The 14,746-nt window shown below is 49.0% G+C and carries 12 protein-coding genes; 11 read left to right on the top strand and 1 reads right to left on the bottom strand.

From position 1 onward, the window contains the following. The first annotated feature begins 753 nt into the window (after positions 1 to 753). Together B5D40_RS05500 and B5D40_RS05495 are read left to right on the top strand one after the other, a co-directional pair. The gene (locus B5D40_RS05500) at positions 754 to 1,737 is read left to right on the top strand and encodes a diaminopimelate dehydrogenase (protein ID WP_073305223.1); all 984 of its coding nucleotides are present in this window, start codon (positions 754 to 756) and stop codon (positions 1,735 to 1,737) included. Further along, entirely contained in the window at positions 1,737 to 2,171 is a 435-nt protein-coding gene (locus B5D40_RS05495) for a dUTP diphosphatase (protein ID WP_073305221.1), read from the top strand. Before B5D40_RS05500 ends, B5D40_RS05495 begins: the two co-directional genes overlap by 1 nt. Positions 2,172 to 2,248: 77 nt before the next feature. Here B5D40_RS05495 and recD2 read toward each other — a convergent pair whose 3' ends face one another. After that, positions 2,249 to 4,477 (bottom strand): SF1B family DNA helicase RecD2, encoded by a 2,229-nt coding sequence (recD2, locus tag B5D40_RS05490; protein ID WP_078776102.1) that lies wholly within the window; start codon positions 4,475 to 4,477, stop codon positions 2,249 to 2,251. Positions 4,478 to 5,009: 532 nt separating this feature from the next. Here recD2 and B5D40_RS05480 point away from each other — a divergent pair. The 9 genes from B5D40_RS05480 to purT all read left to right on the top strand — a co-directional run bounded on the left by B5D40_RS05480 (position 5,010) and on the right by purT (position 14,737). Next, positions 5,010 to 6,026, top strand: coding sequence for an ABC transporter permease subunit (locus B5D40_RS05480; RefSeq protein WP_073305215.1), 1,017 nt, complete (start codon positions 5,010 to 5,012; stop codon positions 6,024 to 6,026). A gap of 7 nt (positions 6,027 to 6,033) precedes the next feature. Continuing rightward, positions 6,034 to 7,071, top strand: a complete 1,038-nt coding sequence (locus B5D40_RS05475; protein ID WP_078776101.1) for an ABC transporter permease subunit — start codon at positions 6,034 to 6,036, stop codon at positions 7,069 to 7,071. Then, complete coding sequence (locus B5D40_RS05470; RefSeq protein WP_158222188.1) at positions 7,064 to 7,858, top strand: ABC transporter ATP-binding protein; 795 nt, start codon at positions 7,064 to 7,066, stop codon at positions 7,856 to 7,858. Before B5D40_RS05475 ends, B5D40_RS05470 begins: the two co-directional genes overlap by 8 nt. A gap of 15 nt (positions 7,859 to 7,873) precedes the next feature. After that, complete coding sequence (locus B5D40_RS05465) at positions 7,874 to 8,377, top strand: low molecular weight protein-tyrosine-phosphatase (RefSeq protein WP_078776099.1); 504 nt, start codon at positions 7,874 to 7,876, stop codon at positions 8,375 to 8,377. Positions 8,378 to 8,491: 114 nt separating this feature from the next. Next, positions 8,492 to 9,814 carry a chloride channel protein gene (locus tag B5D40_RS05460; protein ID WP_369832921.1) on the top strand — a complete coding sequence of 441 codons (1,323 nt, stop codon included), beginning with the start codon at positions 8,492 to 8,494 and terminating at the stop codon, positions 9,812 to 9,814. A gap of 272 nt (positions 9,815 to 10,086) precedes the next feature. Continuing rightward, positions 10,087 to 10,347 carry a hypothetical protein gene (locus tag B5D40_RS05455; protein WP_143394513.1) on the top strand — a complete coding sequence of 87 codons (261 nt, stop codon included), beginning with the start codon at positions 10,087 to 10,089 and terminating at the stop codon, positions 10,345 to 10,347. Further along, positions 10,335 to 12,854 (top strand): WD40/YVTN/BNR-like repeat-containing protein, encoded by a 2,520-nt coding sequence (locus tag B5D40_RS05450; RefSeq protein WP_078776097.1) that lies wholly within the window; start codon positions 10,335 to 10,337, stop codon positions 12,852 to 12,854. Before B5D40_RS05455 ends, B5D40_RS05450 begins: the two co-directional genes overlap by 13 nt. 158 nt (positions 12,855 to 13,012) lie before the next feature. After that, positions 13,013 to 13,531 (top strand): hypothetical protein, encoded by a 519-nt coding sequence (locus B5D40_RS05445; RefSeq protein ID WP_078776096.1) that lies wholly within the window; start codon positions 13,013 to 13,015, stop codon positions 13,529 to 13,531. A gap of 12 nt (positions 13,532 to 13,543) precedes the next feature. Beyond that, positions 13,544 to 14,737, top strand: coding sequence for a formate-dependent phosphoribosylglycinamide formyltransferase (purT, locus tag B5D40_RS05440; RefSeq protein WP_078776095.1), 1,194 nt, complete (start codon positions 13,544 to 13,546; stop codon positions 14,735 to 14,737). Positions 14,738 to 14,746 lie beyond the last annotated feature (9 nt).

Below are 14,746 nucleotides of genomic sequence, written 5' to 3'. Positions count from 1 at the left end.
CTAAGGGAACAAGTTCCCAAGACTCATGGGTCGCTTTGTTCCTCGCTGGGACGGATTGTGTACGGGACTGCCTGCTCGCTTGCGTTCCTTGAGCGGGCGGTTGTTTTTACGTCATTGCGAACCCCGGAGGGGTGAAGCAATCCTTTCCCGCTGACAAGATTGCCATGTCGCTACGTTCCTCGCAATGACGAGGTGCCAGCACAGATTGCTTCGGCTGCGCATCCCTGAAACTAGGAATCTCCGATTCCGTAGTTGAAGTATCCCTGAAAGGGACAATTCGCCTAAGGGAACAAGTTCCCAAGGCTCATGGGTAAGCGAGCACCTCGCGACCCGCGAGAAGAAATTCATCTTGTGAAAAGAAATTCTCGTTTTGAAAAAAAATATTTGAGGGTATTTGGAGGAATTTTGTATATAATTTCCAAAAATGGCAGAATGGCTCTCCAAAAGTTTTGGGAATCGCTCGCTAAATGGATGGAAAAACGGAGAAAGTTTTTGGCGGCAAGATAGGATGAAATTGGACGCTTGGGCGTGTTGTGCTGATGGTTGTCTGTCCCAAAGAATTTTGATTTTCAGAGCGTCTTTTTGATGTGGGGTTTTCCAAATTCTTTTCAAAATTTGTAAATTAAGCGGGCTTCAAAACAAGGCTGCTTCTAAAAATGGCTTGAATGAAGAGAAGTCGAATGGACTGCCGGTAAAACGGTCGCTATCGATTTTTTGAATATGAATTTTTAGAAGAGGCCATAAAGGATTTTTATGATTCGAATTGGAATTCTTGGTTATGGTAATCTTGGACGCGGCGTGGAATGCGCCCTCCAGAAATCTTCGGACATGAATCTCGTTGCGGTGTTCACCCGTCGGGATCCGGCTTCGCTAAAACTTTTGACGGCGGGCGTTCCGGTTGTGGGGATTCAAAACGTTCTGGATTGGAAAGACAAAATCGACGTGATGATTCTCTGCGGCGGAAGCGCTACGGATTTGCCGATGCAGACTCCAGAATTTGCCAAGCATTTTAACGTGATCGATAGCTTTGACACGCACGCTAAAATTCCTTCGCATTTTGCGGCTGTCGATTCGGCGGCAAAAGCCGGGAATAAAGTCGCCATCATTTCGGTCGGCTGGGATCCGGGGCTTTTTTCTTTGAGTCGGGTTTATGCGGATTCGATTCTGCCGAACGGAGAAACTTACACGTTCTGGGGTAAGGGCGTTTCGCAGGGACATTCCGATGCCGTCCGCCGGATTCGCGGTGTGAAAAACGCCAAGCAATATACGATCCCCATTGAGAGTGCGCTGGAAGCGGTTCGTTCGGGAAAGGCTCCGAAACTTTCGACTCGGGAAAAGCACTTGCGGGAAGTGTTCGTCGTTTTGGAAGCGGGCGCAAACGCTGCCGAAGTGGAAAGAGAAATTAAGACCATGCCGAACTATTTTGCGGATTACGACACGGTTGTCCATTTTATTGACGAAGATGAATTTGTAAAAAATCATTCGGGAATGGCTCATGGTGGCTTTGTGATTCGTTCGGGGAAAACGGGTCTGCAAGACGAATTTTCCAATGTGATTGAATACAGCCTGAAGCTCGATTCAAATCCGGCGTTTACCGCTTCGGTTTTGGTCGCTTACGTCCGAGCCGCCGTAAAATTTGAACAGGCGAGTTCGTTCGGTTGCAAAACGGTTCTGGATGTGCCGCCCGCTTACCTTTCGTGCAAAAGCGATGCGGACTTGCGCAAGGAACTTCTCTAATGGAACAGGTCATTCAAATTCAGTATTTGGACGATTCGATTCCGCGTTTGGAATATATCGGCGGTAAATCGGACTGGATTGATTTGCGCGCAGCGGAAACCGTTTCTTTGAAAAAAGGGGAGTTCCGCTTGATTCATCTGGGGGTCGCAATGAAGCTGCCCGCAGGTTATGAAGCGCATATCGCACCGCGCAGTTCCACGTTCAAAAACTGGAAAATTTTGCAGGCGAATTCCGTGGGCGTCGTCGATTCCAGTTACTGCGGCAAAGAGGACTGGTGGAAGTTCCCGGCTTACGCGACGGAAGATGTCGTTATCGAAAAGGGCAGCCGTATCGCCCAATTCCGCATTATGGAAAATCAGCCCAAAATCCATTTTGAAGAGAGCACCCTGGAAGATAAAAACCGCGGCGGCTTTGGCAGTACAGGAATTAAATAGGACCTTGCTCTTTCAAAAAAGCGGTTGCATAAAAGGCGAGTGATTCGTAGTCTCTATCCACGATTCTCTCACTGGATTTATTCGTTTAAAAACGAAAGAAATTTATCGTAAGGTCCCGGCGTTTTGGCGTCGGGATCTTTTTCGTCTTCGAGGTCGCTGGAGACCAGCTCGCATAAGCGCGTATAGCGGAGTTGCATCCGGTTATTGCGAATGGCTTCTTCAAAAGCGCCGTTCCCTGAAAGAATCCAAACGTGTCCTTTGGCGCGGGTGATTCCCGTGTAAAGCAGATTTCTTTGCAGCATCCAGGGCGTGTCGGCGTTCAGTACAAGAACGATGGCGGGGTATTCGCTTCCTTGGCTTTTGTGGATGGTGCAGGCGTAGGCGAGCGAAAGCTCTTCCAGTTCGTCGGATTCGTAGCAGACAAGATGCCCGTCAAAATCCACGGTGATTTTGTCTTTGCTTTTTTCTTGAGCGATGATTTTCCCGATGTCCCCGTTGAAAATATTTTTCTCGTAATTGTTTTTCATTTGCATCACCCGGTCGTTCCTTTTCCAGAGAACGCCGTGCGAAGTGAATCCGTCCGAAGAATCGTTGAGAAGATTTTGCAGACAGCTGTTTAAAGAAATCGTGCCGAGGGGACCTTTATGCACAGGAACCAGAATCTGCAAATCTTTGCAGGCGTTTTTGAAAATCGACGGGATCTTTTCGGTGACGAGTTCTTTTAATGCGAGCAGGGCTTCTTCGGGTTCGGTAAAGGTTCGGTAGTGAAAATTGTTGCCTTCTGTCGGCGACGGCTTTTTCCCTTGGTTGATGATGGCCGCTTTTTCGGCGATGTCGTTTCCTCCGGTCTGACGAAAAATATGGTGAAGCCGGATATTGGGAATTTGCGAAATTTGCAAAAGGTCTCGCAGAACGTTTCCCGGGCCGATACTGGGCAGCTGATCCTTGTCGCCGATCAATATAAGGCGCGTCTGTTCCGGGATGGCTTTCATCAGTCCTGCGCAAAGCCAGGTATCGACCATGCTAAATTCATCGACGATGACGATTCCCGTAGCAAGCGGAAAATTCTCGTTTCGCAAAAACCGCCGAGTCTCGGGATTGATTTCGAGCAAGCGGTGCAAAGTCTTGGCTTCGTGGCCGGTCACTTCTTGCATTCTTTTGGCGGCACGGCCCGTGGGCGCGGCAAGGGTGACGTCCACTTCGTTCGCATCGGCAAGAGCCAGAATGCCTTTAAGAAGGGTGGTCTTTCCTGTTCCCGGTCCGCCCGTGATAATGAAAATGCGGCTTTGATATGCCTGGATGATTCCCGCTTTTTGTATGGGATCGTATGCAAATCCCTGTTCTTTTTCTAAAGCGGAGAGCAGTTCTTCCAGTTTTTGAAAATTGTCGGAATCGGATTCGTGCGAAGTCATGCGCTTACGAATAAATTCAGCCACGAAAAATTCGGCGCGGGCCAGATTGGGAATCGCTATCCGGTCGTTGTCCTCGTTCAGTTTGCGCTCTTTGAAAAGCTGTTCTAGCGCATAAGCCAGATTGTCGAAAGCTTCTTGCGAATCCATTTGTAGGCGCAGTTCTCTGGCGGCGTTTTTTAGCAGAACTTCGCGGGGCAAGTAAGTGTGCCCTTCTTCGGAAGAGGCTTTGAATATGGCAAAGCAGATTCCCGCTTCCAGACGTCTTTCGTCCCAATCGGGGATGCCCACTTTTTTGGCGATGGCGTCGGCTTTGGTAAATCCGATTCCCCAGACTTCTTCGCAGAGCAGGTAGGGATTTTGCGAAATGATTTGGACGGTACTTTGACCGTATTGCCTCCACAGCCTTAAAGCGACGCTTCCCGTGATACCGTGCCCGTAAAGAAACAGCATCGTTTCCCGGCTTTCCCGCATTTGCCGCCAGTCTTCCAAAAACTTGGTGACCTTTTTCCCAGAGAATCCTTTGATTTTCTTTTTGGCCAGCGCATCACCGTCGCCGTCAAGGATGTGCACTAAATCGTTTCCGAAAGTATCGACAAGGCGTTTGGCAGTCGCTTCCCCGATTCCTTTGAAAAGCCCTCCGGACAGGTAGGCGACAAGTCCGGCTCCGCTTTCGGGGACAAAGGCCTCGCTCTTTGTGCAAATGAACTGCCTTCCGTATTTCGGGTGCATTTTCCAGTCGCCTTCCATCCGCAGCGATTCGCCAATGGAAAGGTCGGGAAAGGAACCCGTGACGGTGACAGGGCGCGCTTCGCTTTCTACCAAGAATTTAAGGACCGAAAATCCGTTTTCCGAATTGCGAAAGGTAATGGTTTTAAGCGTGCCTTCGATTTGCATAGGGGAAAGGTAGCAAAAAGAGAAATGGGAATTATATACGAACTTCTACAAAATACTCGCGCTGAAAAATTTTTCAAAGGGGAGCTCAGTTCTTAGTTCTCAGTTCCAACTCTCAACTCTCAACACCCCCGCTCCTTGGAGAAGCGAAGCTGATTTTGCTTTTAAAACAAAAACAAAAGGAAAAACCGGAAGGCTTCCCTTTTACTATTCCGCAAGTCTTCGGAAAGAGTCAGCTGATACTAGCGAATCTTCTTCTTCTGACGATCACGACGACGACGTTTTTTACGTTTGTGGGTCGCAATCTTCTTACGCTTTCTTTTCTTTCCGCAAGGCATATCCTTATCTCCAAAAAGGGTTAAATTTCTGTTTGTCGAAAGCAAAAAGAGAAAATTTTTGTCCTTTTGTCAAGGGGGCGTGAAAATGGAGACCGAATAACGCAAAATTTGCGTAGAAATGCAAAAAATGATTTTGAGGGCGCAAAAAGCGTGAAAAATCCAAAGAAAAGCGGGAAAAAGTTAAATTTCCCTTATCCATGAAAGCCTATATTATCCGCCGATTGCTGCTTATGATTCCCACGGTTTTGGGAATTACGGTCGTCTGCTTTGCCTTGGTGCAGTTGATTCCGGGCGGTCCCGTCGAGGAAATGATTGCCAAGGTGCAGTCCGCGGCGGCAGCTCATGGGGGAGTTTCGGCGTCCAAGGCGATTTCTCCCGAACAGATAGCGCAGATTCAGAGCTATTTCGGTTTTGACAAGCCGGCGTGGGAGCGTTATCTGGACTGGCTGTGGAATGTCGTCCATCTGGATTTGGGAACTTCGTATTCCTACGGAATCCCGGTGTGGGATGTCATCGCTTCCCGCTTTCCTGTTTCGCTGGCCTTTGGAATCACTTCGTTTTTTTTGAGCTATCTCGTGTGCATTCCTCTGGGGCTTGCCAAAGCGGTCCGGAACCATTCCCTGTTTGACAAGGCGTCTTCGGCGGTGATTTTTTCGGGCTATGTGATGCCCGGTTATGCGCTTGGCATTCTCCTTATCATCTTTTTGGCGGGCGGCTCTTTTTTGGATATTTTCCCGCTGGGCGGCATCGTGTCCGAAGATTTTGAAGAGCTCTCCTTTTGGGGAAAAGCTGGAGATGTTCTGATGCACTGGACGCTCCCGATGTTTTGCTATATGATCGGCGAGTTCGCCTTTTTGACTTTTTTAATGAAGAACAGCGTACTCGAAGAATTGGGCAAGGACTATATGCGGACGGCGATGGCGAAGGGACTTTCTTTTCGCGAAGCTCTGGTTCGGCACGCCTTGCGGAACGCGCTGATTCCGATTGTCACGCGCCTTTCCGAAATATTCACCCTTCTTTTTGCGGGAGCCCTTTTAATTGAAAAAGTTTTCGACATCGACGGCATGGGACTTCTTTATTACAATTCCATGGTGAATCGGGATTACAATGTTGTGATGGGCGTGATTTTGCTTTCGAGCGTCCTCACGATGTTCGGTCGTCTTTTCAGCGATATCCTTTACACTTTTGTGGACCCGAGAATCCGATTCGGCTGAGGCGCAGATGTTCAAAATTTCGTCCGAAACCCAAAAGAAAATTCTGCTGCTGAAAAAAAACAGGTTGGCTTTTGTTTCGTTTTGGGCACTGGTTGCTCTGTATGCGTTTTCGCTGCTCTCGCCGTGGTTGGTGAACGATGAACCGCTGCTCATGCGCTATGAAGGGAAAACTTATTTCCCAGCCTTTGTCTCTTACGCCGAAACGGAATTCGGGGGAATATACCAGACCGAACCGGATTACCCCAAGTTGATTTCCGAAGCAAAGGAAAACGGAAAAAACGTATGGGCGCTCATGCCCTTGATTGCGCAGGATCCTTTGAAAGCGGATCTTTCAGAAGAAGGGACGCCGCCATTCGCGCCTAGCCACCGGCACTTGCTGGGAACGGATGCGCATGGTCGAGACGTTCTTGCTCGCCTGATTCACGGTTTTCGAATTTGCATGAGTTTCAGTTTGCTCTTGACGTTGCTCGGCACGTTTTTGGGAATCGTCATCGGCGGGATTCAGGGTTATTTGGGCGGCAAGTGGGACATCTTTATGCAGCGGGGGATTGAAATTTGGTCGTCGCTGCCGTTTTTGTATGTGGTCATTTTAATCGGTTCTATTTACGGGCGCAGTTTTGTATTGCTGATTGCGATTATGGCGGCTTTTAACTGGATTTCGCTCAGTTATTATATGCGCGCGGAATATCTGAAGTTGCGTTCACAACAGTATGTGCGTGCAGCGAAAATGCTGGGAATGGGAAGGTTGCATATTTTTTTCAAAGAGATTTTGCCGAATGCGATGACTCCTGTGATTTCGCTATTTCCTTTTACGTTGATCGGCGGAATTGGCAGCTTGACGTCGCTGGATTTTTTGGGTTTTGGACTGGAACCGCCGACGCCGAGTTGGGGCGAACTGATGAGCGAAGGCTTGAACAATTTGTATGCGCCGTGGATTTCGGTCAGCACGGTGGCGGCTCTTTTTGTGACTCTGCTCTTGACGACTTTTGTCGGCGAAGGAATCCGGGATGTTATGGATCCGAAACGCGGAGACCGTTATGAATGATTTGGCAGAAAACGTGTCGCCGGTGATTTCGGTGCAAAATGTTTCGGTGGCTTTTGGCGGGGAACAGCGGAAACAGGTGACTTTTGACGTTTCGTTTGAAATTCGCCCTGGAGAATTTTTTGCGCTGGTCGGCGAATCGGGCAGCGGAAAGAGCGTGACGGCGATGAGCCTTTTGGGACTTTTGCCTCGTCCTTCGGCACAAGTGATTTCGGGATCGGCGATTTTTCACGGCGAAGATTTGCTCCAGATGAAACCGGTGGAATTGCGGAGGATTCGCGGGAAAAAAATCTCGGTGATTTTTCAGGAACCGATGCAGGCACTGGATCCTGTTCGCAAAATCAAAAGCCAACTTTTGGAAGCGATTCCTGAAACGCCCAAAAAGGAAGCGTTGGAAAAAATTCGGGAACTCTTGCAATCGGCGGGTTTTTCGGATTTGGAACGCGTGCTGAACGGCTACCCCTGCGAAATGAGCGGAGGAATGTTGCAACGGATTTGCATCGTGATGGCTCTGGTCTCGGAACCGGATTTGATTATTGCGGACGAACCGACGACGGCTTTGGACGTGACCGTGCAAGCGGCGGTGCTGAATTTGTTGAAACAAATGGCGAATCAATCGCAAACAGCGGTGCTTTTGATTACGCACAATATGGGACTGGTCGCGCAATACACGGATCGCGTAGCGGTGATGTTCAATGGTCGCATTGTGGAAACGGGAACGAGCCGAAATGTGATTTTGCACCCCCAGGCGGACTATACGAAAAAATTAATCGCGGCGATTCCGCAATAAGCGTGGACGGTAAAAATGGTTCGCATTCTTTTTGTTTGTCATGGAAATATCTGCCGAAGCCCTATGGCGGAATTTGTCATGAAAAAACTAGTGTCAAAAATCCCCGTTGGGAAAAAATATGCGCCTGCTGATTTTGTAATCGCTTCGGCGGCGACAAGCACCGAAGAAATCGGAAATCCCGTATATCCTCCCGCTCGCAGAATTTTGCTCAAAAATGGAATCGATTGCCACGGAAAATTTGCCGTACAAATGACAGCCGAAGATTACTCCTACTATGATTACATCGTTTTGATGGATTTGAATAATCTGCGAAATCTTCGCTGGATTTTGCCCGCTGATATTTATGCGCGAGAAACGGACCCTCAAGTCAAAGGGAAAATTTCTTTGCTGATGGATTGGTGCGGAGAAAATCGGGATGTCGCTGACCCTTGGTACACCGGCGATTTTGAAGAGACGTGGAAAGATGTGAACAAAGGCTGCCACGCGATGCTGGAAAAAATTCTGCAAAATCTGGAATAGGGCGCATCCGAATAAACATTTTTGCCATTTTAAAAGGGAACAAATCCGATGATGAATTTTAACTCCAATAAATACAAGCAGTTTCAGGAAATGTTCGCGGGAATGTCTCCCGAAATGAAAGAGCAGATGATGAAAATGGCAAAGGCGCAGATGAAGTCGCGCCTTGTCGGATTTTGCAAAAAGTGGCTTTCTTTGCCGGCACTCTCGCTTGTTGCGCTTTTGCTGGGAACTTTTATCGGTGCTTTGATGGCGTTTTTCGGTCGAGTCCTTTTGCTTGTTGGAAATTTGCGGGACGCTCATCCGTTGTATTTTATTCCTTTGCTGGCTCTTGTCGGTGTGGGAATCGTGTTTGCTTATAAAAAATGGGGAAAAGGTTCGGAACGCGGCTTGAACCTGGTTTTTGCCGTGGGGCAAGGAAAGGAATTCGGCATTCCGTGGCGAATGATTCCATTTGTCGCCGTTGGCACGTGGATGACGCATTTGTTTGGTGGAAGCGCTGGGCGCGAGGGCGTTGCCATGCAGATGGGTGCGGCTTTGGGCCATGGCGTGGGCAAAAAACTCCCCTTTGAAAATGCGGGACATATTTTGCTTGTCGCGGGAATGGCCGCTGGATTTTCGGGACTTTTCCAGATTCCTTTGGCGGCGACAATTTTTGCGCTGGAAGTTCTGATTGTCGGCTATCTCGATTTGAAATCCCTATTCCCGACGGCGATCGCATCCTTTGCCGCTTGCAAGGTTTCAAATATGCTGGGGCTTCCCAAATTTTCTGTGGATTTGAACGGTTTGTTAGAAAAGAACGGCGGCTTGGATGTGTTTTCTCTTTTTGTTCATGAGGGTTCGCTGGATGTGAATTTCATTTTGAAACTGGCATTGCTCGGAGTACTTTTTGGCATTGTGGGCGGCGGCTTTGCGAAGGTGCTAAAGCTTTCCCGTGCGTTCTTTGCCAAAAAATTTCCGAATGAAATCCGGCGGGTTGCTGTGATGGGCGTCGCATTGAGTATCCTTTTCCTGTTGCTCTGGCAAGGGCGCTATTCTGGGTTAGGAACAAATCTAATTGACTGGAGCTTTATCGGTGCAAATGGATATGCCGAGGGCATTTATAATTACGATTGGATTTTGAAATTCGTTTTGACGATTTTAACCCTTTCGGCGGGATTTGTCGGCGGAGAAGTGACACCTTTATTTAGCATCGGTGCGAGTTTTGGCGCGGTCGCTTCTGTCGCATTAGGACTTCCTTTTCCGCTTGCTGCGGCTCTCGGGTATGCTGCGGTTTTTGGAAGCGCTACAAAAACATGGCTCGCTCCGATGTTCATCGGCTGTGAAATTTTTGGTTTTGGCACTCTTCCCGCTTTTTTTGTCGTGTGCATTGTCGCTTACGCCTGCAATGGCGGGCAATCGATTTACAGTCAAAAAAGAATTGAATTGAATTATCGGTAAGAGGATCCACCAGATGCTCGCCTGCCGAAGGGCAGGGACAACTGATAACTCCGAAGTGCCCCGCTAACTTGTTGATGCGCTTTGAAGCATTCCCTATGTCTTTTTGACTCCGTTACATTCGGCGTTTCAGACGTGCGTCGGGCTTTGTAATGGTTACATTCGGCGTTTCAGACGTGCGTCGGGCTTTGTAATGGTTACATTCGGCGTTTCAGACGTGCGTCGGGCTTTGTAATGATTACATTCGCTGTCCCAAGCGAAAAACGGATTGCGGTGTGGCAATCCTTTGCGTGATTGAAGATTGCTTCGCCGATTTTTTCCTTGCCATGACTTTCGCACCGGTTGGTGTGCTTCGACAACCGGTTGCTGCCCTTCGACAGGCTCAGGGACCGGTTCTCGAAGCACAGCAGTCGCTTGTCGAACTAGTCGAAGCACATCAATCGCTGACCAAGAAAATCGGCAGGTGTTTTATATATCCCGCCCTAAAAAGAATATATTTTCTTTCTAAACAAAAGGATTTATCATGCGATTTCTAAAAATATTCACTTCGGTTGTTTTCGGATTCGGAGTTTCCGCGTTTGCTGCGGAATCTTATGATTGGGGCAATGTCCGCTTTGACGGTGGCGGATTTGTGAGCGCGGTGATTTTTCACCCGACCGAGAAAAATGTGCTTTACGCCCGAACCGATGTCGGCGGCATCTACCGTTATAATTTTGATGCCAGCCGCTGGATTCCTTTGATGGATTGGATTTCGGAAAACGACAAGGGATTATACGGAACGGAAGCGTTTGCGCTGGATCCCAAGGATCCGAAACGAATTTACGTTCTTGCGGGAACGGGATATTTTAGCGATGGCAGAACGGCGGTTCTTCGCAGTGAAGACTACGGAACGACTTGGGACACGAGCTATGTGGAAATGCTGGCGCACGGAAACGGCATGGGTCGGCAAACCGGCGAAAAACTTGCCGTCGATCCGAATATGTCGAACATTATTTTGTGCGGTAGCCGAACCAAAGGGCTTTATAAAAGCGAAGATTACGGCAAAACATGGAATCGCATTTATGAAGTCGCCCTTTCCAGTGCCACAGGAAATTCTCTCACCAATGTCAATGGCATTAGCTTTGTCCTTTTTGATGATTCACAAAGCACCCTTGCCGATGGTTCCTCCTCGACGATTTACATCGGCATATCCCAAACCTCGGACAATTTGCAGGTCAGTCGGGACGGCGGAAAAACTTGGACGGTCGTTTCGGGTGGCCCCGCGAATCTAATGCCGCACCGCGCCAAGCTGGTTGAAGGAAATCTCTATATCACTTATGCCGATGGCCCGGGACCGCATAGCGTCAATAGCGGAGCCGTTTACAAATACAATGTTGCAACAGGAACGTGGACGGATATTACGCCTTCCAATGGCGGAGAAAAAGACGCCAGCTCTTACGGCGGCATTGCGATTGATCCGAACGATTCCAAACACATTGTCGTTTCTACGGTCGGCAAGTACACCGGCAGGCATCTTTACGAAAATGGAAAGGATAATTACGGCGACCGCATTTACGTTTCTACGGACGGCGGCACAACGTGGATTCATGGGCAAGATTTCAATGCGGGCGTGAATGTCGATGCAAATGGAACCGCCTGGATTCCGGGCAATGCGATTCATTGGGCGGGTTCCCTCGAATTCAACCCTTTTGATTCCAAACAGGTTTGGGTGACCAGTGGAAACGGCATTTTCCAGACGGACGATATTACAGCGGCTGTCCCGCTTTGGAAATTCCAGTCCAAGGGAATTGAAGAAACGGTCCCTCTCGATATCGTGAGCATTCCGAACGGACCGCTGGTTACGGCGATTGGGGATTATGACGGCGCTGTTTATGAAGATGTCGAAAAAAGTTATCCGCGCCACACGCCTACAATCGGAACGACAGAAAGCATGGCGTATGCAGCGGAATCTGGAACGCTTTTGCGCACCGGAGTGATTACGGTTTACGGGCAATATGAATCCATCAATTACAATGTCATGTATCGCTCTGACGATTTGGGAAAAACTTGGGATTCTGTGGAAACGAATCTCAAAGGTTCCAAAGGCCTGGTTGTTCTTTCTGCGGACGGCAAAGTGATGCTGCATCGCCCCGACCAGAGCGCAACGGTTTACCGCTCCGAAGACAATGGCGTTACGTGGGAATCCGTCAATACGGGCGAGCAGACGCAGTATGCGCGAATTGTTGCAGACCCCGTGGACGCCAATACATTTTATGTTGTCAATTCGATGGGTTCGCTTTACAAATCGACGGACAAAGCCAAAACATTTTTGAAGCAGGATGCCCGTTTGCAAAACGAATCCACGGGCGAATATTATAATGGCGGCGGTCTGATTCGCACGGTCCCCGGAAAGGAAGGACATTTGTGGGTGCCTCTCGACCAGTCTCAAGTTTGGCTTGCCAAAGGGTATTCCGAAAATGGTCTGGCCTATACGGAAGATGGCGGAGCTTCTTGGAATCGCGTTTCTGGAGTGAATACGGCGATTGCCGTGGGAATCGGCAAAGCGAAAGAAGGCGCGGATTACGAGACGATTTTCATTTGGGGCATTGCCGGCGGAGCGGAGAATCCTCTGGGCATTTACCGTTCCACGGATAAAGGGAAAACTTGGGAACGCATCAATGACGATAAACATCAGTTCGGCGGTCCGGGCAACGGCAATTTTGTACAGGGCGACATGAACCATTTTGGTGTGGTCTATATGAGCACTGTTGGACGAGGGCTCGTTGTCGGAGCTCCGAAGGGGACAATCCTCCCGATTCCGACAAAGGTAAATCTGAAAACGCTGGCCGCTTCGGTGGAACTTCGCGCGCGGAATTTGTTTGTACAGGCTCCGGCGCAAAGCACTTTATCTCTGCTCGGTGTCAATGGAAAACTGTGCTTGCAGCAACCGGTTTCGGGGAATGCTAATGTGTCGCTTTCCAAAATTCCTGCGGGCAAGTGGATTGTCAAAGTCGTTTCGGAAAACGGTAAAACGCTTTTGACAAAAACGCTGGTGCTTCGGTAGCCCTTAAAATTCTATCCGGGCGTTTTCTCCAGACGATGCCCAGAATTTTTTGCCGGAAGAGTTCATATAGCGAACATTCCGGCTTTTTTATTTGGCCTAAAAGCTGTTCTTGCACAAAGCATTTTTCAAAAGAGAAGATTTATTTTTAAAGTTGTAATATGTATAAATGGCTTTTTGTTTTTGCGATTTTTTGGGCGATTCCGCTCTGGGCGATGGATTCGGAAGAACGATTGACTTTGCAGGAAGAGGAACTGCGGCTGCTTCAAGAGGCTTACGACGGCCAGATCAATCGTGTCATGGGCGATATGAACGAAAAGGATTCTTCGGCGTTTTTTGAAGCGCGGCGAGCGGGCAAGTTTGTCACTTGGAAGGACTTTGAAATCGAAATGCCCGCATTGCAGGCGTTCACGGTTCAAGAGGTCCCTTACGGTTTTTCGGTAAAGAGCAAATGGAATTCCCGTGAAACCGCGACGATTCTTGTTTATACTCGGGACGACGAACTCTATTACAAGGTGACAGTGGGCAAGTCGGCTTCGAATGATTTTGTCCGTATGGTTCATGCGGTTTTTGAATCGGACGGCGAAACGACTTTCCGGGAGGGAACTCCTTGCAATAGTCAGGCCGTTTCTTGCTTGAATGGATACGAAAAAGGCACTTCCGGAAAAAACAAAAAGTAACTGGAGAATAGGATGGCAGAACTAGGAACAATTGGAACTCCTCTCAGCGACAAGGCGACCCGTGTTCTTTTTTGTGGCGCGGGGGAACTCGGTAAGGAGGTAATCATTGAAATGATGCGTTTGGGCGTCGAGACGATTGCTATTGATCGTTATGCTAATGCGCCCGGAATGCAGGTGGCGCATCGCAGCCATGTCGTTAATATGCTGGACGGCTCCGAATTGCGTCGGGTGATAGAACTCGAAAAACCGGACTACATTGTGCCAGAGGTCGAAGCGATTGCTACGCCGACCCTTTTGGAATTGGAAAAGGAAGGTTACAATGTGATTCCGACGGCGATGGCGACTCGCTTGACGATGAATCGCGAAGGCATTCGACGGCTGGCCGCGGAAGAATTGGGCCTTAAGACTTCGCCATATCGTTTTGCGGACAACGAAGCCGATTTCAAAAAAGCGGTGGAATCGGTTGGCATCCCCTGTGTTGTCAAGCCCGTTATGAGTTCTTCGGGGCATGGGCAAAGCACCATAAAAACCGAAGCGGATGTCGAAAAGGCTTGGGAAATTTCGCAGAGCCAGGGACGTACGGGACAGCCATCCCGGGTGATTGTCGAAGGCTTTGTTCCTTTCGATTATGAAATCACCTTGCTCACGGTGCGTCATGTGGGAGGCACTTCTTTTTTGGAACCCATCGGGCATCATCAGGTCAATGGGGATTATCAGGAATCTTGGCAGCCGCAGCCGATGGCAAAATCCGTTCTGGCTAAAGCGCAGGACATCGCGAAAAAAATTACGGACGCTTTGGGCGGTCGTGGCATTTTCGGCGTGGAAATGTTTGTTTGCGGAGAAGATGTCCTTTTCAGCGAAGTGAGTCCGCGCCCGCATGATACCGGAATGGTCACTTTGATTTCGCAGGATCTTTCGGAATTTGCGCTTCACGCTCGAGCTGTTTTAGGCTTGCCAATCCCGAATATCGCTTTCCGCGGTCCTTCCGCTTCCAAGGCGATCGTTGTGGACGGCGAATCTGATCGGGTTGAATTTGGCAATCTCGCGAAAGTGCTGGAAAATCCAGATACGGGACTACGCCTGTTTGGAAAACCGCAAGTCGGAGGGCACCGTCGTATGGGCGTTTTATTGGCCCGGGCGAACTCGGTAGAAAAGGCGGTAGAAACGGTAAAAGAAATGCGAGAAAAAATCTCTATCCGTTTATAGAGCATTTTT

It is taken from the genome of Fibrobacter intestinalis, assembly GCF_900167415.1.
Taxonomy (GTDB): Bacteria; Fibrobacterota; Fibrobacteria; order Fibrobacterales; family Fibrobacteraceae; genus Hallerella; species Hallerella intestinalis.
The sequence above is the reverse complement of the archived record's forward strand: the minus strand, read 5'-3'. Positions and strand labels throughout refer to the sequence as shown.

Excerpts from the sequence above, each read along its gene's own strand:
- B5D40_RS05470 (WP_158222188.1), top strand. The coding sequence starts at position 7,064 with ATGAATGATTTGGCAGAAAACGTGTCGCCGGTGATTTCGGTGCAAAAT.
- B5D40_RS05445 (WP_078776096.1), top strand. The coding sequence starts at position 13,013 with ATGTATAAATGGCTTTTTGTTTTTGCGATTTTTTGGGCGATTCCGCTC.
- B5D40_RS05465 (WP_078776099.1), top strand. The coding sequence starts at position 7,874 with ATGGTTCGCATTCTTTTTGTTTGTCATGGAAATATCTGCCGAAGCCCT.
- B5D40_RS05480 (WP_073305215.1), top strand. The coding sequence starts at position 5,010 with ATGAAAGCCTATATTATCCGCCGATTGCTGCTTATGATTCCCACGGTT.
- B5D40_RS05500 (WP_073305223.1), top strand. The coding sequence starts at position 754 with ATGATTCGAATTGGAATTCTTGGTTATGGTAATCTTGGACGCGGCGTG.
- recD2 (WP_078776102.1), bottom strand. The coding sequence starts at position 4,477 with ATGCAAATCGAAGGCACGCTTAAAACCATTACCTTTCGCAATTCGGAA.
- B5D40_RS05475 (WP_078776101.1), top strand. The coding sequence starts at position 6,034 with ATGTTCAAAATTTCGTCCGAAACCCAAAAGAAAATTCTGCTGCTGAAA.
- B5D40_RS05450 (WP_078776097.1), top strand. The coding sequence starts at position 10,335 with ATGCGATTTCTAAAAATATTCACTTCGGTTGTTTTCGGATTCGGAGTT.
- B5D40_RS05460 (WP_369832921.1), top strand. The coding sequence starts at position 8,492 with ATGAAAGAGCAGATGATGAAAATGGCAAAGGCGCAGATGAAGTCGCGC.
- purT (WP_078776095.1), top strand. The coding sequence starts at position 13,544 with ATGGCAGAACTAGGAACAATTGGAACTCCTCTCAGCGACAAGGCGACC.
- B5D40_RS05495 (WP_073305221.1), top strand. The coding sequence starts at position 1,737 with ATGGAACAGGTCATTCAAATTCAGTATTTGGACGATTCGATTCCGCGT.